At 73.4% G+C, this 20,465-nt stretch carries 19 protein-coding genes and 5 tRNA genes; 15 read left to right on the top strand and 9 right to left on the bottom strand.

Annotation, left to right across the window (positions count from 1 at the left end; all coding sequences use genetic code 11):
* The first annotated feature begins 240 nt into the window (after window positions 1-240).
* The 5 genes from cbiE (at window position 241) to ABTX62_RS26825 (ending at window position 9,054) form a co-directional block, all read left to right on the top strand.
* Window positions 241-1,461 carry a precorrin-6y C5,15-methyltransferase (decarboxylating) subunit CbiE gene (gene cbiE / locus ABTX62_RS26845; protein WP_352118608.1) on the top strand — a complete coding sequence of 407 codons (1,221 nt, stop codon included), beginning with the start codon at window positions 241-243 and terminating at the stop codon, window positions 1,459-1,461.
* Window positions 1,462-1,827: 366 nt separating this feature from the next.
* Window positions 1,828-6,342, top strand: a complete 4,515-nt coding sequence (gene cobT / locus ABTX62_RS26840) for a nicotinate-nucleotide--dimethylbenzimidazole phosphoribosyltransferase (RefSeq protein ID WP_352118607.1) — start codon at window positions 1,828-1,830, stop codon at window positions 6,340-6,342.
* Window positions 6,343-6,527: 185 nt separating this feature from the next.
* Window positions 6,528-7,769, top strand: coding sequence for a uroporphyrinogen-III C-methyltransferase (gene cobA / locus ABTX62_RS26835; protein WP_352118606.1), 1,242 nt, complete (start codon window positions 6,528-6,530; stop codon window positions 7,767-7,769).
* A gap of 64 nt (window positions 7,770-7,833) precedes the next feature.
* Entirely contained in the window at window positions 7,834-8,652 is an 819-nt protein-coding gene (locus ABTX62_RS26830; protein WP_352118605.1) for a TrmH family RNA methyltransferase, read from the top strand.
* Between the two features lie 9 nt (window positions 8,653-8,661).
* The gene (locus ABTX62_RS26825) at window positions 8,662-9,054 is read left to right on the top strand and encodes an NUDIX domain-containing protein (RefSeq protein ID WP_352118604.1); all 393 of its coding nucleotides are present in this window, start codon (window positions 8,662-8,664) and stop codon (window positions 9,052-9,054) included.
* A 382-nt stretch (window positions 9,055-9,436) separates the two neighbouring features.
* Here ABTX62_RS26825 and ABTX62_RS26820 read toward each other — a convergent pair whose 3' ends face one another.
* On the bottom strand, window positions 9,437-10,864 hold the full coding sequence (locus tag ABTX62_RS26820; RefSeq protein WP_352118603.1) for a serine/threonine-protein kinase: 1,428 nt from the start codon (window positions 10,862-10,864) through the stop codon (window positions 9,437-9,439).
* A 195-nt stretch (window positions 10,865-11,059) separates the two neighbouring features.
* Between ABTX62_RS26820 and ABTX62_RS26815 the strand changes: the two genes are divergently transcribed.
* The 4 genes from ABTX62_RS26815 to ABTX62_RS26800 all read left to right on the top strand — a co-directional run bounded on the left by ABTX62_RS26815 (window position 11,060) and on the right by ABTX62_RS26800 (window position 13,346).
* On the top strand, window positions 11,060-11,299 hold the full coding sequence (locus ABTX62_RS26815) for a DUF8836 family protein (protein WP_352118602.1): 240 nt from the start codon (window positions 11,060-11,062) through the stop codon (window positions 11,297-11,299).
* 234 nt (window positions 11,300-11,533) lie between these two features.
* Window positions 11,534-11,740 (top strand): hypothetical protein, encoded by a 207-nt coding sequence (locus tag ABTX62_RS26810; protein WP_283975041.1) that lies wholly within the window; start codon window positions 11,534-11,536, stop codon window positions 11,738-11,740.
* Between the two features lie 273 nt (window positions 11,741-12,013).
* On the top strand, window positions 12,014-12,955 hold the full coding sequence (locus tag ABTX62_RS26805; protein WP_352118601.1) for a phosphotransferase family protein: 942 nt from the start codon (window positions 12,014-12,016) through the stop codon (window positions 12,953-12,955).
* Between the two features lie 79 nt (window positions 12,956-13,034).
* Window positions 13,035-13,346 carry a TFIIB-type zinc ribbon-containing protein gene (locus ABTX62_RS26800; RefSeq protein ID WP_352118600.1) on the top strand — a complete coding sequence of 104 codons (312 nt, stop codon included), beginning with the start codon at window positions 13,035-13,037 and terminating at the stop codon, window positions 13,344-13,346.
* 55 nt (window positions 13,347-13,401) lie between these two features.
* Here the strand turns inward: ABTX62_RS26800 and ABTX62_RS26795 are convergent.
* The 5 genes from ABTX62_RS26795 to ABTX62_RS26775 form a co-directional block, all read right to left on the bottom strand.
* Window positions 13,402-13,473 (bottom strand) — tRNA-Val (locus tag ABTX62_RS26795).
* A gap of 43 nt (window positions 13,474-13,516) precedes the next feature.
* A tRNA-Val gene (locus tag ABTX62_RS26790) sits at window positions 13,517-13,588 on the bottom strand.
* 25 nt (window positions 13,589-13,613) lie between these two features.
* A tRNA-Val gene (locus tag ABTX62_RS26785) sits at window positions 13,614-13,685 on the bottom strand.
* 1 nt (window position 13,686) lies between these two features.
* Window positions 13,687-13,760: transfer RNA gene (locus ABTX62_RS26780), tRNA-Cys, on the bottom strand.
* 37 nt (window positions 13,761-13,797) lie between these two features.
* Window positions 13,798-13,870, bottom strand: a tRNA-Gly gene (locus tag ABTX62_RS26775).
* A gap of 178 nt (window positions 13,871-14,048) precedes the next feature.
* Here ABTX62_RS26775 and ABTX62_RS26770 point away from each other — a divergent pair.
* Genes ABTX62_RS26770 through ABTX62_RS26760 form a run of 3 tightly spaced genes read left to right on the top strand, consistent with a single transcriptional unit; the run spans window position 14,049 to window position 16,787 of the window.
* Window positions 14,049-15,092, top strand: coding sequence for a chorismate-binding protein (locus ABTX62_RS26770; protein ID WP_352118599.1), 1,044 nt, complete (start codon window positions 14,049-14,051; stop codon window positions 15,090-15,092).
* Window positions 15,089-15,910 (top strand): aminotransferase class IV, encoded by an 822-nt coding sequence (locus tag ABTX62_RS26765; protein WP_352118598.1) that lies wholly within the window; start codon window positions 15,089-15,091, stop codon window positions 15,908-15,910. The genes ABTX62_RS26770 and ABTX62_RS26765 overlap by 4 nt, the downstream gene beginning before the upstream one ends.
* A gap of 55 nt (window positions 15,911-15,965) precedes the next feature.
* Window positions 15,966-16,787, top strand: coding sequence for a GNAT family N-acetyltransferase (locus ABTX62_RS26760; protein ID WP_352118597.1), 822 nt, complete (start codon window positions 15,966-15,968; stop codon window positions 16,785-16,787).
* A 31-nt stretch (window positions 16,788-16,818) separates the two neighbouring features.
* Here ABTX62_RS26760 and ABTX62_RS26755 read toward each other — a convergent pair whose 3' ends face one another.
* A complete protein-coding gene (locus ABTX62_RS26755) occupies window positions 16,819-17,343 on the bottom strand; it encodes a DsbA family protein (protein ID WP_352118596.1) in 525 nt (174 codons plus the stop codon).
* A 176-nt stretch (window positions 17,344-17,519) separates the two neighbouring features.
* On the opposite strand from ABTX62_RS26755, the gene ABTX62_RS26750 reads away from it, so the two are divergent.
* On the top strand, window positions 17,520-17,960 hold the full coding sequence (locus ABTX62_RS26750; RefSeq protein ID WP_352118595.1) for a hypothetical protein: 441 nt from the start codon (window positions 17,520-17,522) through the stop codon (window positions 17,958-17,960).
* A gap of 226 nt (window positions 17,961-18,186) precedes the next feature.
* On the top strand, window positions 18,187-18,384 hold the full coding sequence (locus ABTX62_RS26745; RefSeq protein WP_283975022.1) for a hypothetical protein: 198 nt from the start codon (window positions 18,187-18,189) through the stop codon (window positions 18,382-18,384).
* Window positions 18,385-18,463: 79 nt separating this feature from the next.
* Here ABTX62_RS26745 and ABTX62_RS26740 read toward each other — a convergent pair whose 3' ends face one another.
* Together ABTX62_RS26740 and ABTX62_RS26735 are read right to left on the bottom strand one after the other, a co-directional pair.
* Window positions 18,464-19,021 (bottom strand): CGNR zinc finger domain-containing protein, encoded by a 558-nt coding sequence (locus tag ABTX62_RS26740; protein ID WP_352118594.1) that lies wholly within the window; start codon window positions 19,019-19,021, stop codon window positions 18,464-18,466.
* Window positions 19,022-19,380: 359 nt separating this feature from the next.
* Entirely contained in the window at window positions 19,381-19,794 is a 414-nt protein-coding gene (locus ABTX62_RS26735; protein ID WP_004002642.1) for an SsgA family sporulation/cell division regulator, read from the bottom strand.
* 191 nt (window positions 19,795-19,985) lie between these two features.
* Between ABTX62_RS26735 and ABTX62_RS26730 the strand changes: the two genes are divergently transcribed.
* Window positions 19,986-20,444 (top strand): TIGR02611 family protein, encoded by a 459-nt coding sequence (locus tag ABTX62_RS26730; RefSeq protein WP_283975024.1) that lies wholly within the window; start codon window positions 19,986-19,988, stop codon window positions 20,442-20,444.
* Window positions 20,445-20,465 lie beyond the last annotated feature (21 nt).

The raw sequence follows: 20,465 nt of genomic DNA, 5'->3' as shown, positions 1-20,465 counted from the left end.
GGTGGCTCCGCCACATGACCGTTCACGGCGCACGCCGATCGCACGCACCGAACGCCGCTCCTTCTTCCACGTAGATCCATCAGAAGCCCCCTAGGCCGGAACCACCCGCAGGGCGGCGGTGACGACCGCACCGGCGCTCCCTCCGACACCTCCACCGGGTACCCTCACGGAGCCCGCTCGCGGGCCGCTTCCCCTGACGTCACGCAGACGACCTGCGCAAACCCCTGGAGACTGACGACGATGGCCGACCGGGTCACGGTGATCGGATGGGACGGTTCGCCGCTGACCGCCGCGGCGAGCGCCGCCCTGGGTGCCGCCACGCTCGTGGCCGGTGCCCCCCACCACCTGGCGCTCCCCGAGGTTCCCGTCGGCGCCGAGCGCATCCGCCTCGGCAGTGTCGCCCTCGCCGCCCGCCGCATCGCCGGCCACCGCGGCACGGCCGTCGTGCTCGCCGACGGCGATCCCGGATTCTTCGGTGTGGTACGCACCCTGCGCGCCCCGGAGTTCGGGCTCGAAGTGGAGGTCGTGCCCGCCGTCTCCTCCGTCGCCGCCGCCTTCGCCCGCGCGGGCATGCCCTGGGACGACGCACAGGTGGTCGTCGCACACCCCCGCACACTGCGCCGCGCGGTGAACGTATGCCGCGCCCACACCAAGGTTTCAGTCCTCACCTCACCCGGCGCCGGCCCGGCCGAACTCGGTCTGCTTCTCGAGGGAGTCCACCGCTCCTTCGTCGTCTGCGAGGAGCTCGGCACCGCGCGCGAACGCGTCTCCGTCGTCACCTCCGACAAGGCCGCCGACCACACTTGGCGCGACCCCAACGTCGTCATCGTCCTCGGCGGCCCGGCCCGGCCCGGCACCGCGGGGGAGGCCGGCGGCTGGATCTCCGGCCGCGACCCGTCCGCCGGACCGCGCGGCTGGACCCTGCCCGCCGACGCCTACGGCGCCGACCTCGGTGAGGGCGAGACCCAACTGCTGCGCGCCTCCCAACTCGCCCACCTGGGGCCCCGCCTCGGCGACCTGGTGTGGGACATCGGCTGCGGCAGCGGCGCCTTCGCCATCGAGGCGGCCCGCGCGGGCGCCGCAGTCCTCGCCGTCGACGGCGACCGGGCCGCCTGCGCCCGCACCGACGCCGCGGCCCGCCGTCTCGGCGTGCAGCTCCAGATCGTGCACGGCACCGCCCCGCACATCCTGGAGAACCTCCCCGAACCGGACGTCGTCCGCGTCGGCGGCGGGGGAGCGGCCGTCGTCTCGGCGGTCGCCGACCGCCGCCCGCAGCGCATCGTCACACACGCCGCCACCCGCGACGCCGCCGAACTCATCGGCCGCGACCTGACCGAGCACGGCTACGGCGTCGAGTGCGCCCTGCTGCAGTCCGTCGAACTCGACACCCGGGCCTGGACGGAGAAGGAACGGAGCGTCGCGTTCCTGCTCAGCGGCGTGCTCCCGCGGCGCGGTGCCTGACCCGGCCGACGTCCCCGTGATCGGGTTGTCGTACCGCGCGCGGTAGGCTGGCCGATCGCTGCACCGCACATGGACGCCCGGCGCTTCGTCGGTCAATGTCCGGAAAACCCGCCCGTTTTGGGGGGTGTGTGGTACGGCAGAACCGGAGGACGCGCAACGTGGCGCAGTCCACAGCGGAACCGTCGCGGATCAAGCTGCCGTGGGGTGGTTCGACCGCGACAATGCCACTGAGGGGCTTTGTCGCCTTTTCCGGACGGACCGTTCGTGCCGCTGGGGACGCACGCTCGTTCTTCACTGCGGGGCGGTCGGTGCGCCGTTCCGGGCGAGCTGGTCGTAGGAGCACTAACCGATGGGCGAGGGGTACGCATGACCGACACCGGCCAGGTCCCGGGCGAGGGACTGCCGGAGAGCGCAGGCATGGTGGAGCAGCCGGGCGCCCCCGCGCACGGTGCGTACACCTACCTCTCCGAAAACACCGTCGAGGACGAAGACCTGCTTCTCCTGCCGGGCGCCCAGGGCGCCTGGGGCAACGAGGTCCCTCCGCCCGCCCCGGAGCCGGTCCTCGAGACCGTGCACCAGCCGGGTCCGCACGAGATCTCCGGCCGCGACAGCGGATCGGTCGACCTCGGAGGCGTCCGCCTGCCCGACCCGCCGCCGATCCCGCCCATCACCCCGCGCCGGCCGCTGCACCTCGGCCCCCCGCTGCCCGACAGCTCCGCCAGCCCGGTCCGCTCCCTCGCCGACCGCGGCCCCGCCGACGCGCCCGTACGACAGCCGGCGTCCTCCCCGGCGGGCCCCGAGTACCTCGACGGTCCCCGCGCCCCGGAGACACCCTCGGCTCCCGCCGCGCCCCGGGGCGCGCAGGTCACGCACCCGGCCCAGGTGAGCGCCGGGGCGGCGCCTGCGGAAACGGTTGTTCCGGCGACGGAACCGATGGGCACCGCCCAGGCGGTCGCGACCCCCGCGACGACGGAGACGAGCCACACGCCGCCGCAGGCTGCGGCCGAGGCCGCCCGTGCCGTGCCCATGGAGGGCATGAGCGTCGGGGAAGACCCGGCAGAGCACCGGACGGCCACGGCCGAGGACGGTCAGGCCGCCCCCGCGGCGGTCGCGGGCGACCCGGTGGGGATGGGCGCGAGGGCGTCGGAGTGTCCGGCCGCCGCGTCTGAGGCCGGACACCTCCCTGCGGCCGAACCCGCCGTCGCGGGTGACCCCGCCGGTGCGAGTACCGGTCCGGACGCGGACCGGACGGCCGCCGCCGCCGAGCACGTCGTGCCCGCTCAGGCACAGGACCCTACGGACACGGGTGCCCTCCCGGCGGAGGCCGCCCCCGGAACCGCCCGGGCGGCCGGGGCCGAACACGCCGTTCCCCGGCAGGGCGTGGTCGGCGAGGGTGACGCCGCCGGTGTCATGGCTGGTGCGGACGCCGTCCAGGGTGCCGAGGCCGGAGCCGTAGCGGCTCCGGGAGCCGAGATGTCGCCGGCCGCGGAGTCGGCGCCGGTGGCGGAGGACACCTCCGAGGCCGCCGGCACTTACGGGCCGGAGGCGGCAGGCGAACAGGTTCAGTCGGCCGGGCCTGTGGCCGTAGGCGAACATGCTCAGTCGGCCGGGCCTGTCGCCGCAGCCGAACAGGTCCCGTCGGCCGCCGCCGAGCAGGCCGAGGCCCCGGCTCCCGCCCCGGAGGCCGGCCGGGTTCCCGAAGCGGTCCCGTTCCCGGAGGCCGCCTCCGGTCCGGAGCATGCCGTCGGGAATCCGTCCGAGGCCGCCGGTGCGCAGGCCACCGCCCCGGTACCGGACGGAGCGGTTTCGGACGCCGTCGCTCACCCGCCGGTGGCTGCCCCCGAGGCCGTTGCGCAGACGCCGGCGGCGGACGCTGCCCCCGAGGCTGCCGGACCGGTTCCTGGTGCTACCGCTCCCGTGGCTGCCGCACCGGTTCCGGCGGCGACCGCCGAGGCTGCCGCACCGGTTCCGGACGCCACCGCCGTGGCTGCCGCACCGGTTCCGGCGGCGACCGCCGAGGCTGCCGCACCGGTTCCGGCGGCGACCGCCGTGGCTGCCGCACCGGCTCCGGCGGCGACCGCCGCCGTGGCCGCCGCACCGACCCCGGATGCCACCTCCGCCGCCCCCGTGGCCGCCGCACCGGTCCCGGAAGCCACCGCCGTCGCCGCACCGGCCCCGCACGCCGCCCCTGACGCTGCCGTACAGGTTCCGCAGGCCGCCGCCCCGGAGGCGCAGGCCCCCGTACCGGCCCCGGGCCTGACCGCTCCCGAGGCGGGCGCACCGATCGGTCACGCCACCGCCTCCGTCGCCCCCGAGGCTGCCGCACCCGCGCAGGCCCTCCCCGCTGAAGAGCACGCTCCCCAGACCCCGGCGGCATCCGACGGCGTGCCGACCGCACGGCAGCCAGAGGTGACGGCCCCTCAGTCCCCTGCTCCCGGCGTCGAAGCACCTGGCCAGATCACCGCCGCACCGGCCTCTGTGCCGGAGGCGGACGGCCGGGAAGTGGCTGCTCCCTCCGCCGAGGCAGCCACCCCGGCCCCGGCCCCGGTTGCCGACACCACCCCGCCCGCCGACACCACCCCGCCCGCCGACGCGCCCGCTCCCGACGGGCCAGAGACCGCCTCGCAAGCCCCCGCCCCGGCTCAGCCCCCCGCGGCGCCGGCCCCTGACGAGGCCCTGGCCCCCGGCGAGCCCTCGGCCCCAGGCGATGCCCCGGCCCCCGTACCCCCTCAGGCACCGGAGGCGTCCGTGACCGATCCCGCCGCCGGCGCAGCGGTCCCGGCTGACGACCCCGAGGCGATCGCGGCCGCCCCCGCCGCCGGACCCGTGACGCCCGACCCGGCACCCGGCACCCCGGCACCCGCCGAGGACGTCACCGTCGTACCCCCGGCCCCCGCCGCTGCTCCGGTCGCGGAAGAGTCGGCCGGGCAGCCCGTGCAAGGCCCGCAGCAGTCCCTGCCCACGCCGCCCGAGACGCTGGAGCCCTCCGCACCCATGACCACCGTCCCGGCACCCCCCGACGGGGACGCCGAACTCGCACAGAACGCCGACGACCTGGACACCCGGGCCGCCGAACAGGAAGACCTGGCCGACCAGGAACGCCGAGAAGAGAGCGCGGCCGCAGTGGCAGAAGCCCGACAGTCCACCGGCCCCGCCGCCCCCGGCTACGACCCCGCCGAGCGCGAGGCCGTCCTGAAGGTCATGCGCGAACGCCGCGACATCCGCAACGGCTTCCGCAGCGACCCGATCCCGCACGAGGTGCTCCTGCGCGTCCTGGAGGCCGCCCACCACGCGCCCTCCGTGGGCCACTCGCAGCCGTGGGACTTCGTCGTCATCCGCTCCGCCGACACCCGGCGGGCGATGCACGAACTGGCCATGCGCCAGCGTGACGCCTACGCGAAGTCCCTCCCCAAGGGCCGGGCGAAGCAGTTCAAGGAACTGAAGATCGAGGCCATCCTCGACACCCCGGTGAACATCGTCGTCACCGCCGACCCGACCCGCGGTGGCCGCCACACCCTCGGCCGCCACACCCAGCCCCAGATGGCCCCGTACTCCGCCGCCCTGGCCGTGGAGAACCTCTGGCTCGCCGCCCGCGCCGAAGGCCTCGGCGTCGGCTGGGTCAGCTTCTTCGACGAGCGCGAGATGGTCCGTGCCCTCGGCCTGCCCGAGCACCTCGAGATCATCGCCTACCTGTGCGTCGGCTACGTCGACGAATTCCCGGACGAGCCCGAGCTGTTGCAGGCCGGCTGGTCCAAGCGCCGCCCGCTGTCCTGGGTCGTGCACGAAGAGACATACGGCCGCCGTGCCCTGCCCGGAGAGGAACCCCACGACCTGCTCGCCGAGACCGTCGCGCAGATTCGCCCGCTGGACGCCAAGGCGCTCGGCGAGGCGTGGGAGCGCCAGAAGCGTATGACCAAACCGGCCGGTGCGCTGGGCATGCTGGAGATCATCTCCGCGCAGTTGTCCGGCCTGTCCCGCCAGTGCCCGCCGCCCATCCCGGAGCCCGCCGCCGTCGCCGTCTTCGCGGGCGACCACGGTGTGCACGCACAGGGCGTCACCCCCTGGCCGCAGGAGGTCACGGCCCAGATGGTGGCCAACTTCCTCGGCGGAGGTGCCGTCTGCAACGCCTTCGCCACCCAGGTCGGCGCCGAGGTCTGCATCGTGGACGTGGGCGTCGCCGCCGACCTGCCGGCCACCCCGGGCCTGCTGCCCCGCAAGATCCGCGGCGGTACGTCCGACATGACGACCGGGCCGGCGATGACCCGCGAGGAGGCCAGGCAGGCCATCGAGGTCGGCATCGAAACCGCCCGCGACCTGGTCGCCGCCGGTAACAAGGCCCTGCTGACCGGTGAGATGGGTATCGCGAACACCACCGCGTCCGCCGCCCTGATCGCCGTCTTCACGGGTGCGGACCCGGCCGAGGTCACGGGCCGGGGCACCGGCATCAACGACGAGACCCTCGCCCGCAAGACCGAGGTGGTGCGCCGGGCCCTGGAACTCCACCAGCCGGACCCGGCCGATCCGATCGGCGTGCTCGCCGCGATCGGCGGCTTCGAGCACGCGGCCATCGTCGGCCTCCTCCTCGGCGGCGCCTCCCTGCGGACGCCGGTCATCCTGGACGGTGTCAGCGCCGGGGCCGCCGCCCTGGTCGCCCGCGCGATCGCCCCGGAGGTCCTGGCCGCGTGCATCGCGGGCCACCGCAGCGCCGAGCCGGGTCATGTAGCGGCCCTCAACAAGCTGGGCCTGCGGCCCCTGGTCGACCTCGACCTCCGCCTCGGCGAGGGCACCGGCGCCCTGCTCGCCCTCCCGCTGGTGCAGAGCACGGCCCGGGCGATGCACGAGGTGGCGACGTTCGACTCGGCGGGAGTGACGGAGAAGTAGGGCTTTTCGTCGTCCGCGTGGGCCGGCGGGCGGGCGTTCCGCAGGACGGGGCGCCCGCCCGTCGCCCGCCCACCGGCGCGGGGTCCCGGTGCCCAGCCGGCGGACCACCCGAGCCGCCCTCCCTCCTGCCCAGTAAAATCCGCACGTCAGGGCACTGAACACCGCCGTAACAGGAGCCGCACCTCATGGCCGAACACCCCGCCTACCCCGTAGGCCTCCGCCTCACCGGCCGCCGCGTGGTCGTCCTCGGCGGCGGCCAGGTCGCCCAGCGCCGCCTTCCGGCCCTGATCGCGGCGGGCGCGGACGTCCTCCTCGTGTCCCCCGAGGCCACCCCCTCCGTCGAGGCGATGGCGGACGCCGGCGAGATCACCTGGGAGCGGCGCCCGTACGCGGAGGGTGACCTCGCGGACGCCTGGTACGCCCTGATCGCCACCAACGATGCCGAGGCCAACTCCGCGGCCTCGGCCGAGGCGGAGCGCCACCGCGTGTGGTGCGTCCGCTCCGACGACGCCGACCGGGCGACGGCCTGGACCCCGGCCACCGGTCACAGCGAGGGCGTCACGGTCGCCGTCCTCACCACCGACGCCAAGGGCCGCGACCCCCGCCACACCGCCGCCATCCGCGACGCGGTCGTCGAGGGCCTGCGCGACGGCACCCTCGTCGCCCCGCACCACCGCACCCGCACCCCCGGGGTGACCCTGGTCGGCGGCGGCCCCGGCGACCCGGACCTGATCACCGTGCGCGGCCGTCGGCTGCTCGCCGAGGCCGACGTGGTCATCACCGATCACCTCGGCCCGCGCGACCTGCTCGCCGAACTGTCCCCGGGCGTCGAGGTGATCGACGCGGCGAAGCTGCCCTTCGGCAGGTTCATGGCCCAGGAAGCGATCAACGACGCCCTGATCGAGCACGCGCGCAAGGGCAAGTCGGTCGTCCGGCTCAAGGGCGGCGACCCCTTTGTCTACGGGCGCGGCATGGAGGAGGTCCAGGCGCTGGCCGAGGCCGGCATCCCGTGCACGGTCGTGCCCGGCATCTCCAGCTCCATCTCCGTCCCGGGCGCCGCCGGCATCCCGGTCACCCACCGGGGCGTCGCCCACGAGTTCACCGTGGTCAGCGGCCACATCGCCCCCGACGACGAGCGCTCCCTGGTCGACTGGCCGTCCCTGGCCAAGCTGACCGGCACCCTGGTGATCCTCATGGGCGTCAGCACGATCGGCAAGGTCGCCGAGACGCTCATCGCGCACGGCAAGTCCCCGGACGCGCCGGTCGCCCTGGTCCAGGAAGGCACGACGGCCGGCCAGCGCCGCGTCGACGCCACCCTCGCGACGGTCGCCGAGACCGTACGGAGCGAGGACGTGAAGCCCCCGGCCGTCATCGTCATCGGCGATGTCGTCAAGGTCGGCCCCGAGACTCCCGCACCCCGCAAGTAACCCCGGGTAACACAACCTGTACCCAGCCGTTGGCACCGCACCCAGGACAAGGCAGTATCACCCTGTGGCCGATCTCATCACCGTCGAGGATCCCGACGACCCGCGTCTGCGCGACTACACCGGCCTGACCGACGTGGAACTGCGCCGCAAGCGCGAACCCGCCGAGGGCCTGTTCATCGCCGAGGGCGAGAAGGTCATCAGAAGGGCCAAGGAAGCCGGCTACGAGATGCGCTCCATGCTGCTCTCGGCCAAGTGGGTCGACGTCATGCGCGACGTCATCGACGAACTCCCGGCCCCGGTCTACGCCGTCAGCCCGGAGCTCGTCGAGCAGGTCACGGGCTACCACGTGCACCGCGGCGCACTCGCCTCCATGCAGCGCAAACCCCTGCCCACGGCCGCCGGTCTCCTCGGAGCCGCCCGCCGCGTCGTCGTCATGGAGTCGGTCAACGACCACACCAACATCGGCGCGATCTTCCGCTCCGCCGCCGCCCTCGGCATGGACGCCGTCCTGCTCTCGCCGGACTGCGCCGACCCCTTGTACCGCCGCAGCGTGAAGGTCTCCATGGGTGCGGTCTTCTCCGTGCCGTATGCCCGTCTGGACACCTGGCCCAAGGGCCTGGAGTCGGTCCGCGAGGCAGGCTTCACCCTCCTCGCCCTCACCCCCGACGAGAAGGCCCGGCCCCTCGACGAGGCAGCGCCGCACACCATGGACCGCGTGGCCCTCATGCTCGGCGCCGAGGGCGACGGCCTGTCCACCCAGGCCCTGGTCGCCGCCGACGAGTGGGTCCGCATCCCCATGTCCCACGGCGTCGACTCCCTCAACGTGGGCGCGGCGGCGGCCGTGGCCTTCTACGCCGTGGCCACCGGCCGGCCACAGGTTTAAGGGGCCCGTGTGGAGCAGCGCGAGGCCGTCGTCGCCGTCCTGCTGCGCGGTGATCGCCTCCTCGCCGTGCGGCGCGGACCGGCGGTCGTCCGCCCCGGCTACTGGCAGCCCGTCAGTGGCAAGGTCGAGCCGGGGGAGAGCCAGGAGCAGGCGGTCGTCCGGGAGGTGCGCGAGGAGGTCGGCCTCACCGTCGTGCCGGAGGCGAAGGTCTGGGAGTCGGAAACCGACGACCGCCGCTTCCGTCTCCACTGGTGGACCGCCCGCGCGGACACCGGCGAGGTGGTCCCCGACCCGCGCGAGGTCGCCGAGACCCGCTGGGTCACCCCCCGGGAGTTCCTCGCCCTGGATCCGGTCTTCGACGGCGACCGCGCCTTCTTCGAACAGATCCTGCCGCAGCTGTAACCCCCCACTGACCAGCCGACCCTCACCCCACGCCGGAGGCTTGCGGTTGGAAGTCCTGCGGCCGGTGTCCTGCGGCATGGAGTCCCATGGTCTGAAGCCGCGCGGCACGGAGTCCTGCGGCCGGTGTCCTGCGGCATGGAGTCCCATGGTCCGAAGCCGCGCGGCACGGAGTCCTGCGGTCGGAGCCCTGCGGCACGGAGTCCCACGGTCTGAAGCCCTAAGGGGTCCTTTCACTATGAGCGTCCGATCAGGGCACGTGGTCTGGTGCCGTGCATCGCAAGGCGCCGAGAAGCCCTCGTAGCGGAGCTACTAGGGCGTTTCGGCAACGCGGCGAGGTGCGGTGCCAGGCCGCGCGACCCGGACGGGCATAGTGAAAGGACCCCTAAGTGCCGTCGCCCTGCCGGACGTGCTCCTGTCGTACGACGCCCCCGTCGCCGCCGAGCCCCCGGGCCGGGCCCTGGCAGCCCTGGACCAGGGCGATGCCGACCGCCACCAGCAGCGTCACCACGACGAACACGAACAGCCGCTGCCGCAGCAGCCGCGGATTGGCGGGCCGTAGCCCGGTCCCCGTGTTCCTCGGCCCCTGACGCCCGGTGCCGCTGTGTGGAGCGGGCCGGCTGCCGCCGGCGGATCGCGTGCCCTCGCGCCCGGTGGGCGTCGGCCGCGACCCGGACCGCGACGGGGCGCCGCCGCGCGCGGCGCCGGGCCCGCGCATCGGGGCCCTGCCACGGCTTCCGCCACCCGTCGACCGGTTCCCGCCCCGCGTACCGGCCCCGCCCTGGGAGGGCGTACCGTCCGGCGACGGATGGCCGTCCCGGGACGGCGCGGAACCCCGCGGCGGGGGAGTGCCCCGGCCCCGCTGCGCCCCGGACGCGCCCGCGCCCTGCTGCCCCTGCGGACGGCGGGTCCGCTCGGGGTAGGTGTCGGCGGGCCGCTCGGTCTCGGCGCCGCGTGGCGCGGGCGGCCGGGCCCCGGCGAGGTCCTGCGACTCCCGGGCCGCGATCTCCTTGAGGCGCAGCGACAGTTGCAGAGTGCTGGGTCGCTCCTCGGGGTCCTTCGCCAGGCACGCCCGGACGAGCGGAGCCAGCGCGTCGGGCACGCCGTGCAGCTGCGGCTCCTCGTGCACGACGCGGTACAGCATCACCTCTGAACTGCCGTGCCCGAACGGCGAGTCGCCCATCGAGGCGTACGCGAGCGTGGCACCGAGCGAGAACACATCGGTGGCCGGCGTGACGGCGGCCCCCCGCACCTGCTCCGGCGCGAGGAAGCCCGGCGAGCCGACGGCCGTGCCGACGTGGGTGAGCGTCGAGGCGCCGGTGGCCCAGGCGATGCCGAAGTCGATGATCCGCGGCCCCTTCGGAGACAGCAGGATGTTGGACGGCTTCAGGTCCCGGTGCACCACCCCGGCCTCGTGCACGGCCACCAGGCCCTCCGACAGGGCGGCACCGACGGCCGCGACATCGGCGGCGCCGAGTGGCCCCTCGGCCGCGACCTTGTCGTGCAGGGAAGGGCCGGGCACGTACTGGGTGGCGAACCAGGGGCGGTCCGCGTCGAGGTCGGCGGCCACCAGCCGGGCGGTGCAGCCGCCGCGGATCCGCCGGGCCGCCGAGACCTCGCGTGCGAATCGGGAGCGGAACTCCTGATCCTCCGCCAGGTCGGGCCGGATGACCTTGAGTGCGACCCGTTGCCCCTTCTTGTCGGAGCCCAGGTAGACCACGCCCATCCCGCCCGCGCCGAGCCGTCTGTGAAGCCTGAACGAGCCGACGACGCGCGGGTCCTCGCGCCTCAGGCGCATCATCGCCATGTTCATCCCCGCTGCCCGGTCCTGTGACGAGCCACAGCTTACGTTTCCGCGGCCGCCCGCGCGCAGAGGCCGCGCCCTCTCAGGGTGATGGATTGTCAGTGGTGAGTGGGAGACTTGAAAGGTGGTCAGGGAGGGCGCGAAGAGGCGGACGTCGCGCAGTGGATGCTTCCAACCGCTCGTCGCAGAAGGGGGATTGATCCTGTGAAGGGTGATCGTGTGGAGATAGTCGTGGATGCGGGGGACACGACGCGCACGTACGAGGTGGTGGCGAGCAGGGCGGGCCGCAGGGTGGAGACGGCCATACGCCGAGGTGTCGTGGAAGTGAGCGAAGTCACGCGTAGCGGGACGGTCGTGCGTACCGCCCGCTTCATGGCGAATCGGGTGCTGGCCCTGGTGGAACAGCCGATTCCGCGGGAGGAAAGCCCGGGCAAAGCGGAATGAGCCGGGCGTCCCGTGGGGGAAGACCCTGAGACCCGCGTCCCCGTCTCCACCCAGGGGAGTACATCGCAGGTGACGCCTCATCCTCCGGGAGGCCCGGCAATCGGTACGAGGGCATGACGCCAGGGAAGGGCCGGACGCCTAGATTTGAGGTCAAGCGGCGGGTGCAGCACTCGTCCCCCGAGGTCAGACGCCCGCCGCTGCAAACGACAACGGAGAACGGTCAGGAGAGGGACCATGGCCCAGACGGCTCCGCGGACGCTGTTCCGCGAAGAGGGACGCAAGGTGTACGCCGCCGCGTTCCGCCGCCGGCAGGGCCGTCGCCACCCGGTGGTGGCGACGCTGATGGCCCTTCCGCTGGCGGTCCTGCTCCTCCTCGTCTTCGACGGGTGGGAGACAGTGGCCATACAGGCGTCGTCCGTGGGCGAGATGCTGGGGCGCTGAGCGGCGACCCCAGGCCCGGAAGAGCGGTCCGGGCGGGGACATCCCACCCATGAAACCCCGTGGGGACGGGGGTGCGGCGGACGGCAAAAAATGCCGGCGCAGCTGGGGAGCTGCGCCGGCATTGCTTTTGTCCGGCAGGTGCCAGGTGCCAGGTGCCAGGTGCCAGGTGCCAGGTGCCGGGTGCCGGGTGCCGGGTGCCAGGTGCCAGGTGCCAGGCATCCGGAACAGGCGGTTCCCTGCGGCCGAGTCCCCGTCCGCGCGTACTCTCACTCGGTGAACTCCGCCCCCGGCCCGCTCCTGGCCGACCTCACCGCCAAGGCCCGAGCCACCGCCCACGCACGCGCGTCGGCCTGCCCCTGTGGCGCGGCGACGCTGGCCGACCGCCCCGACGGCCTGGTGGTACGGCACGCGGACACCGTCGCGAAGGCCCACCCCCCGGGCACCGACCCGGCCGAACTCGCCGGCCGCCTCACCCTCGCCGGCCGGCACCCCGGCATCCTCCTGCCTCCGCTGGACCCGGTCCCGGTCGCCCTGCACGGCCGCCTGGTGACGTTCTGGCCGTACGGCGCCCCGGTGGATCCCGAGGATCCCGACGCCGCACCCTGGGAAGCCGCCGCCGCACTCCTCGCCCGCCTCCACCGCACCCCGGCGCCGCGGAACCCGCCCATGATGCGCGGCCCGGCCAAGGCGGCCCAGGCCGTCGCCCGGCTCCGCGAGGCCGGCCCGCACCCCGCGGCCGCCTCCGTCCTGCGTGCCTGGGCCACTCTCCCGCCCTGGGCCCGGGCCGAGGCGCCGATGCCACGGACCGGCACTCTCTGCCACGGCGACCTCCACCTCGGCCAGCTCGTACGCCACCCCGCCCCGGCGGGCCCCTGGCTGCTGATCGACGTGGACGACCTCGGCGTCGGCTCCCCCGCCTGGGACCTCGCCCGCCCCGCCGCCTGGTACGCCTGCGGTCTGCTCCCGCCCGACGTGTGGGCCCGCATCCTCGCCGCCTACCGGGAGGCGGGTGGCCCCGCCGTCCCGGCCGAGGGCGACCCCTGGCCCGCTCTGGACGTCCCGGCCCGTGCCCTCACCGCGCAGACCGCGGCCCGGGCCGTCGCCAAGGCGGTCGCGGCCGGCCGGCCACTGGACGAGGTGGAACAGTCGCTCGTGGACGCCTGTGACCGAATGGCCGCCGTCCCGCCGCAGTTGGCGCAGGAGCACGCGAAGTAGGGTGCAACCGACCACAGCGGGACAGAGTCTGTCCTTGCGAGATGTGAAGCAGGACCGACCGGCGAGGAGTTGAACGACCATGCAGTGTCCCAAGTGCCGTGCGCCGATGCACACGTACAACCGCAACGGTGTCCAGATCGAGCAGTGCAGCGGCTGCCGCGGGATCTTTCTCGACTATGGCGAGCTGGAGTCGCTGACCCGTCTGGAGGCCCAGTGGTCCCAGTCCGCCCCGCCGCCCCCACAGGCCTACCCGGCCCCACAGGCCCCACAGGCCTACCCGGCCCCACCGGCCCCCGCCTGGGGCGCTCCGCAGGGCCATCACCACGGTCACCAAGGCCATCATGGTCACCACCGCAACAAGAGCTTCGGGCGCATGCTGTTCTCGTCCTGATCCGCGACATCACAGGAGCCCCCGGCCGCGAACGGCCGGGGGCTCCTGTGTGCTGTGGACGATACTGGGATTGAACCAGTGACCTCTTCCGTGTCAGGGAAGCGCTCTCCCGCTGAGCTAATCGTCCTCGGGACCATGACCACTGAGAGCAGCGGAGCATGGGCATAACGTGCGCGATACTGGGATTGAACCAGTGACCTCTTCCGTGTCAGGGAAGCGCTCTCCCGCTGAGCTAATCGCGCGGGTCGGGATCCTCGAAAGATCCAGTGGACGATACTGGGATTGAACCAGTGACCTCTTCCGTGTCAGGGAAGCGCTCTCCCGCTGAGCTAATCGTCCTTGGAGGTGGAGACGGGATTTGAACCCGTGTAGACGGCTTTGCAGGCCGTTGCCTCGCCTCTCGGCCACTCCACCAGGAGTGCAGGGGGCCGGGAAGCCCCCTCTTCCTTCGAGCGGACGACGAGGTTCGAACTCGCGACCTCAACCTTGGCAAGGTTGCGCTCTACCAACTGAGCTACGTCCGCCTGTCGTTTCGGCCCGCTCCCGCGGCCCGGCGACGTGTTGAACTCTAGCGGATTCCCGTGCCAGGACAAAAACGCGTTTGCGCAGCGTGCTGCGCTTGCCCTGCTCAGGCACGTCACAGGGGCGCCCGGGGAGACATCCCCCGGTCACGCGAGGGACACCGGCCATAGACTCGACCGCGTGCTCGACCTCCCTCCTCTCGCCCGTTTCGGCGACCGTGTCGCCACCGGGCTCCTCGATGTCACCGACGACCCCGAGGCCCTGGAGTCCAGCGGCTTCTGGGCCGTCTGCGCCGACTTCGAGGGGCGTCTGACCTGCGCGCGCTTCGCGGAGGTACGGACGGCGGACGTGCCCGCCGCCGTACCCGGCGCATGGTGCGGACCGGCCGCCGGTGACTGGACGTCCTCGCTCGACCGCGCCGCGTACACGGCCGCGGTGCGGCGGATCCGCGACCACATCGCGGCCGGCGAGGTCTACCAGGCGAACCTGTGCCGGGTGCTGTCCGCGCCCGTCCTTCCCGGCGCCGACGTGGACGCCCTCACCGCACTGCTGGCCCGCGGCAACCCGGCCCCGTACGCAGGAACGATCCGCCTGCCCGGGCACGGCGTGGAGATCGCCACCGCGTCCCCGGAACTCTTCCTGCGGCGCGCGGGCCGGATCGTCGAGTCCGGGCCGATCAAGGGCACCGGCAGGACCGAGGCGGACCTGCTGGAGAAGGACTACGCGGAGAACGTGATGATCGTGGACCTCGTCCGCAACGACATCGGGCGGGTGTGCGCCACGGGCAGTGTGACGGTGCCCGATCTGTGTGCCGTCGAGAAGCACCCCGGGCTGGTCCACCTCGTCTCGACGGTCCGGGGCGAGCTGGCGGACGGGGCAGGCTGGGCCGAGCTGCTCGGCGCCGCCTTCCCGCCCGGCTCGGTCACCGGCGCGCCCAAGTCCAGCGCCCTGCGGATCATCGACGCCCTGGAGACGGCGCCCAGAGGGCCGTACTGCGGCGGGGTCGGCTGGGTCGACGCCGACCGAGGGACCGGTGAGCTGGCCGTCGGTATCCGCACCTTCTGGATCGACCGGGCCGACGGCGAGCTGCGGTTCGGCACCGGCGCCGGCATCACCTGGGGCTCCGACCCCGAGGGGGAGTGGCTGGAGACCGAGCTGAAGGCGGCCCGGCTGCTCGCGATAGCGTCGGGCACGTACGCGGTGAGTGGAGAGGACCTGAGGTGAAGATCTGGCTCGACGGTGGCTTGCAGGACATCGAGTCCGCCCGTGTCTCCGTCTTCGACCACGGGCTGACCGTGGGCGACGGCGTCTTCGAGACGGTCAAGGCGGTGGACGGCCGGCCGTTCGCGCTCACCCGGCACCTCGACCGGCTCACCCGCTCCGCGCGCGGCCTCGGTCTGCCCGACCCGGACCACGACCAGGTGCGCCGCGCCTGCGCCGCCGTCCTCGACGCCAACCCCGCGCCGCTCGGCCGCCTCCGCATCACCTACACCGGAGGCCACGGCCCGCTCGGCTCCGACCGCGGTGAGCACGGCCCGACCCTCGTCGTCGCCCTCGGTGAGACGACCCGCCGCCCCGACTCCACCGCCGCGGTCACGGTCCCCTGGACCCGCAACGAGCGCGGCGCGTTGACCGGCCTGAAGACCACCTCGTACGCCGAGAACGTCGTCGCCCTCGCCCGCGCCCGTGAACAGGGCGCCTCCGAGGCCCTGTTCGGCAACACGGCAGGGCGGCTGTGCGAGGGCACCGGCTCCAACGTGTTCGTCGTCCTCGACGGCGAGATCCACACGCCGCCGCTCGCCTCCGGCTGCCTCGCGGGCATCACGCGCGCGCTGACGGCCGAATGGACCGGCGCGAAGGAGACCGATCTGCCGCTGGATGTCCTGGAGCGGGCCGACGAGATCTTCCTGACGTCCACCCTGCGGGACGTGCAGGCCGTGCACCGTGTCGACGGCCGTGAGCTGCCCGGTGCGCCGGGCCCGGTGACCGCCAAGGCGATGCGGATCTTCGAGGAGCGGTCCGGGAACGACCTCGACCCCTGACGGTCCGCGGATAATTTGGCTGACCAGGGCCGTGGTTGCGGGTAGAACACCCCTGATGACCACGACCCTGCGGCCGACCGAGCCGCTACAGCAGAACGCCGACGGGACACGCTCACGCCGCTACCAGGTGTGCGTGAACAGCCGTCCCGTGGGGGCGATACACCTCGGCACGCATCCCGTGTTCGGTGACGCGGTGGCCCGGATCATGAAGCTGCGCATCGACGAACCGGACCGCAGGCGGGGCCGGGGCACGGTGGCCGCCCTCGCCGCGGAGGAGGTGGCGCGCGGCTGGGGATGCCGGCGCATCGAGGCGACGGTACCCGCCGAGTCCGCGGCGGGGTTCCGGCTCGCCACCACCCTCGGCTACGTCGTCCGCAACCGCGGCATGGAGAAGCCGCTCGGCGACACCCCGCCGGACCTGGCGGAGGGCAGCCGTGCCCGGCCCATGACCGAGGCGGAGTTCGGCCCCTGGCTGGAGAAGGGCAAGGAGGACTACGCGCGCAGCTGGGCCGAGCGGGGCGTTCCGGAGGCCGAGGCCCGGGCGAAGTCGGAGCGTGACCACGCCACGCTCCTGCCCGACGGGCTCGCCACCCCCGGCATGCTCATCAGCGTCGTCGAGCACCTGGGCACACCGGTGGGCACGCTGTGGCTGGCGCTGCGCGAGGACAACGCCTTCGTCTTCGATGTGGAGGTCGACGCCGCCCACCGGGGGAGGGGGCACGGCCGCACCCTCATGCTGCTGGCGGAAGCACAGACGATCGCCGAGGGCAGGCGGACCCTCGGCCTCAACGTCTTCACCGGCAACACCCCGGCCGAACGGCTCTACGCGTCGCTCGGCTACGAGACGACGCGGTACGCCGTGTACAAGCCGCTGTAGCGACCCGCTGCCGGACGCCGGGCGCGAGCGGTCAGTGCTCCCGCCCGGCCAGCAGCCGGTCCGCGATCTCCTCGATCCGCCGGCGCAGCCCCTCCTGGCTCTTGCCGCCGTCGAGCCGCTCACCGCCGATGACGTACGTCGGGGTGCCGGTCACCCCGATCGCCTTGCCCTCGGCCTGATCGGCGTCCACGATCAGGATGTGCCGGCCGTCGACCAGCGCGGTGTCGAACTCCTCGGCGTCCAGGTTCAGTTCGCGGGCCACCTCGACCAGGAAGGGCTCTCCCGCACGGGCCAGCTCCTCGACCCGGCCCAGCAGAGCCTCGACATACGGCCATCCCCGGCCCTGCTCCCACGCCTCCTCCGCGGCCTGGGCGGCCGCGAAGGCGTGCTTGTTCTTCTCCAGGGGGAAGTGCCGCAGCCGCAGTTCCAGACGCTCGCCGTAGCGGTCGCGCAGCGCACGGAGATCGCCCAGCGCGGTGCGGCAGTCCGGGCACTGGAGATCGCACCAGATCTCCAGGACGGGGGCGGCGGAACGGTCGGGGGAGGAGTCGCTCATGCCCACATTCTCCCAGCAGCCGCGACCGGGGACGCGGCCCGCACCGGCACCTGCGGAGGAGGCGACCCGGAGATCTCCCTGATGTGGGGCCGGAGCATGGCCCGCCGGGGACCGGCGGGTGCAGGATGGAAGGGACAGAAGTGCCCGTCCCGACCGCGCCACACCTGGAGGACCGGATGATTGCCGAGACCGTCTGTTCCGCCGTGTCCGCGGCAGGCCTGGGCATTGCGGCGATCACGGCGTACCGCAAGCGCTATCTCGCGGCGGTCCGTATCGCGGCCTACGCGCTCGTCCCGATCGGCCTGGTGATGACGGGGGTCGTCGAGTGGCTGGCCGACACCGCGTTCAGCCCGACGGCCTGGGCCGGGTTCGGGGTCCTCGGCGTCGCGTGGGTGCTCTTCATGACCACCCGGGCCGTGGAGCGCCGCCGCGGCGGGACCCGCAAGGAGCGCAGGGCGGCGGCCCGCGCGGCGGACCGGCCGGAGGCGGCCCCTCCGGCGGCCTCGGCGCCCAGCCTGGGCCAGGGCTCCCGTCCGGCGAACCGGCCCGCTCCCGCGTCCCGGGGCGAGGACGACTTCAGCGACATCGAGGCCATCCTGAAGAAGCACGGCATCTGACCGGTCGCCGAGGCCGGATTCCCGGCGCTCGCCACACCCAGCGCCGGGGTCGCCGCCGCGCCCGGGACTGCATCGTCACGCGCCAAGGGCCCATCGTCACAGAGGGTCCGCCGGTGCGCGGAAGTGATCACAACCCGAACCGGACCTCACGGAATCGGTGCACTCCCGCACGCGAGGAGGGCGCTGATCGCGCCAGGCGGGGTGATTGGGTCATCATCGCCCCGAGATGCTGGACACGACGGAACAGAGCGACCCCGCACCGCCGCGGGACGGGGCACCTCCCCCGCGGGACGAGTCACGTCCCCGGCAGGACGAGCCGCGCGGTTGCCTCTTCGCCCTATCCCAGCCACCGCTGATGATCTTCCTGGCGGTGATCGGGAGTCTGCTGCTCATGGCCTCGTTGCACGATCTGCTGCTGCTGTGAGCCTGACCCGCGGTCCCCGGCGTCACCCGCCGGGGCCCGCGTCGACGTCGTGCCGAACCCGACGGCCCGGCGACGGCCGTCAGCCCGCCGCCTCCTTGCGGCGCGCCCGGTACGCGGCCACATGCAGGCGGTTCCCGCAGGTGCGGCTGTCGCAGTAGCGCCGCGAGCGGTTGCGGGACAGATCGACGAAGGCACGCCGGCAGTCGGGCGCCTCGCACCGCCGCAGCCTCTCCTGCTCCCCGGCGACCACGAAGAACGCCAGCGCCATCCCGCAGTCGGCGGCCAGATGGTCGGCGACGGAGGCGCCGGGTGCGAAATAGTGCACATGCCAGTCGTAGCCGTCGTGGTCCGTGAGCCGGGGCGTGGTGCCCGCGGCCGCGACCAGCTCGTTGATCTGGCCGGCGGCGGCCCGGGCGTCGGGAGCGGCGAAGACGGCGGCGAAGCGTCCGCGGATCTTGCGCACCGCGGAGAGGTCGAACTCCGACAGCACCCCGACGTCGCTGATCTCGTGGTTGCGCACGAAGTCCCCGAGGGCCGCCACATCCGGCAGCCCGTCCGCCGTGTCGTCCTCCGGTGCGGTGTTCACCAGATCGACCACGGTGTCGAGGGCGCACCGGGTGTCGTGGGTGATCAGCACGATTCGCTCCCTGGCCTGAGGGTCGGGCGGGCGCCCGCCGATGCTGGCCGATGGTAACGGCTCCACCACCGCCGGACCGCCTCATGCCCGCACATGGCTTCGAATAGAACGTCGCCGGGCCCGCCGGGGTTCCCGAGGGGCGACAGGGGGAGCGCGCAGCCGGAGGCCGCATGCGAAGCCACGAGAAAGGCAACCGTGGGGGCGGTCGCGGCGGCGGCGGGGAAGTGCCCCGGCACACGAACCGGCGCCGAGCCGCGGAGGCCGCGGCGCCGGCGCCGGTGTCATCCCGTGTGCGGTTGTCCGAGCCCGAGCCGTCTCCCCGAGTCGACGGCGCCGGGCGGCTTTGTGAGCGCCTCGCCCTAGCTTTCCGCCAGGATGTGCGAGAGCTCCTGATCGAGGTCGAAGTGCCGGTGTTCCGTGCCGGGCGGCACGGCGGCGTCCGTCCGCTTCAGGAAGGACTCCAGGGCCCGTGCCGGGGCCTCCAGCAGGGCCTCGCCCTCCGGAGAGCTCAGGGCGATGCACACGACGCCCTGACCGTGACTGCGCGACGGCCAGACGCGGACGTCGCCGGTGCCCGTAGGGCGATGAAGTCCCTCGGCGAGCAGGTCACGGGCGAACACCCACTCGACGGTTTCCTCGGCTCCGGTGTGGAAGGTGGCGTGCACGGCGTAGGGGTCGGCCGTGTCGTACCGCAGGCCTGCGGGGACAGGCAGGGAGGACTCGCTCGACACAACGAGGCGCAGGTGCAGCTCGCAGCTGACCGTGGTGTTCATAAGCGCCAGGGCCTTTCGCTCAGTGTGCGCTCGGGGATTCGCACGTCGGCGAAATCGACATGCCACCTACGGTGTCGTTGTAAACCCCTCTGAGTGTTTTGCGTGCCTTTACGTAACTCTTCCGGCCGAGAGATCGTTCGCGTGGTGCGTCCATTCCGGTGATCGGTTTCGCTCGGGTAGTGTTCGGCCGTATGAATACGGGGAGTAACGAGCCGGGCGAGGTGGCCGTGGCGTCGGACGAGACGGGGACGAACGAAGTGCACGGCGAGCCGCACCGAGGCCTTGGCTCCCGGGCGCCGGAATTCGTCAAGGCCCGCCGCGCGCTGCACCTGAGCTGGCAGGTCGGCGTTTTCATCATCGGTCTCGCGGTGGTCGTGACCGGCATCATCATGCTGCCCCTGCCGGGGCCGGGCTGGGTCGTGATCTTCGGCGGCATGGCGATCTGGGCGACGGAGTTCGTCTGGGCCCAGCTGGTGCTCCGCTGGACCAAGCGGAAGGTCACCGAAGCGGCCCAGCGCGCCCTCGATCCCAAAGTGCGGCGCCGCAACATCATCCTGACGTCCGTCGGGCTGGTGATCGTGGGCGTGCTCGTCGGCGTCTACCTGTGGAAGTTCGGCATCGCGATGCCGTGGAAGATCAAGGACCAGTGAGCGTCACAGGCACCCCCTGAC

Source organism: Streptomyces sp. NPDC096046 (assembly GCF_040303285.1).
Taxonomy (GTDB): Bacteria; Actinomycetota; Actinomycetes; order Streptomycetales; family Streptomycetaceae; genus Streptomyces.
This window is presented reverse-complemented; position numbering and strand designations above follow the sequence as displayed.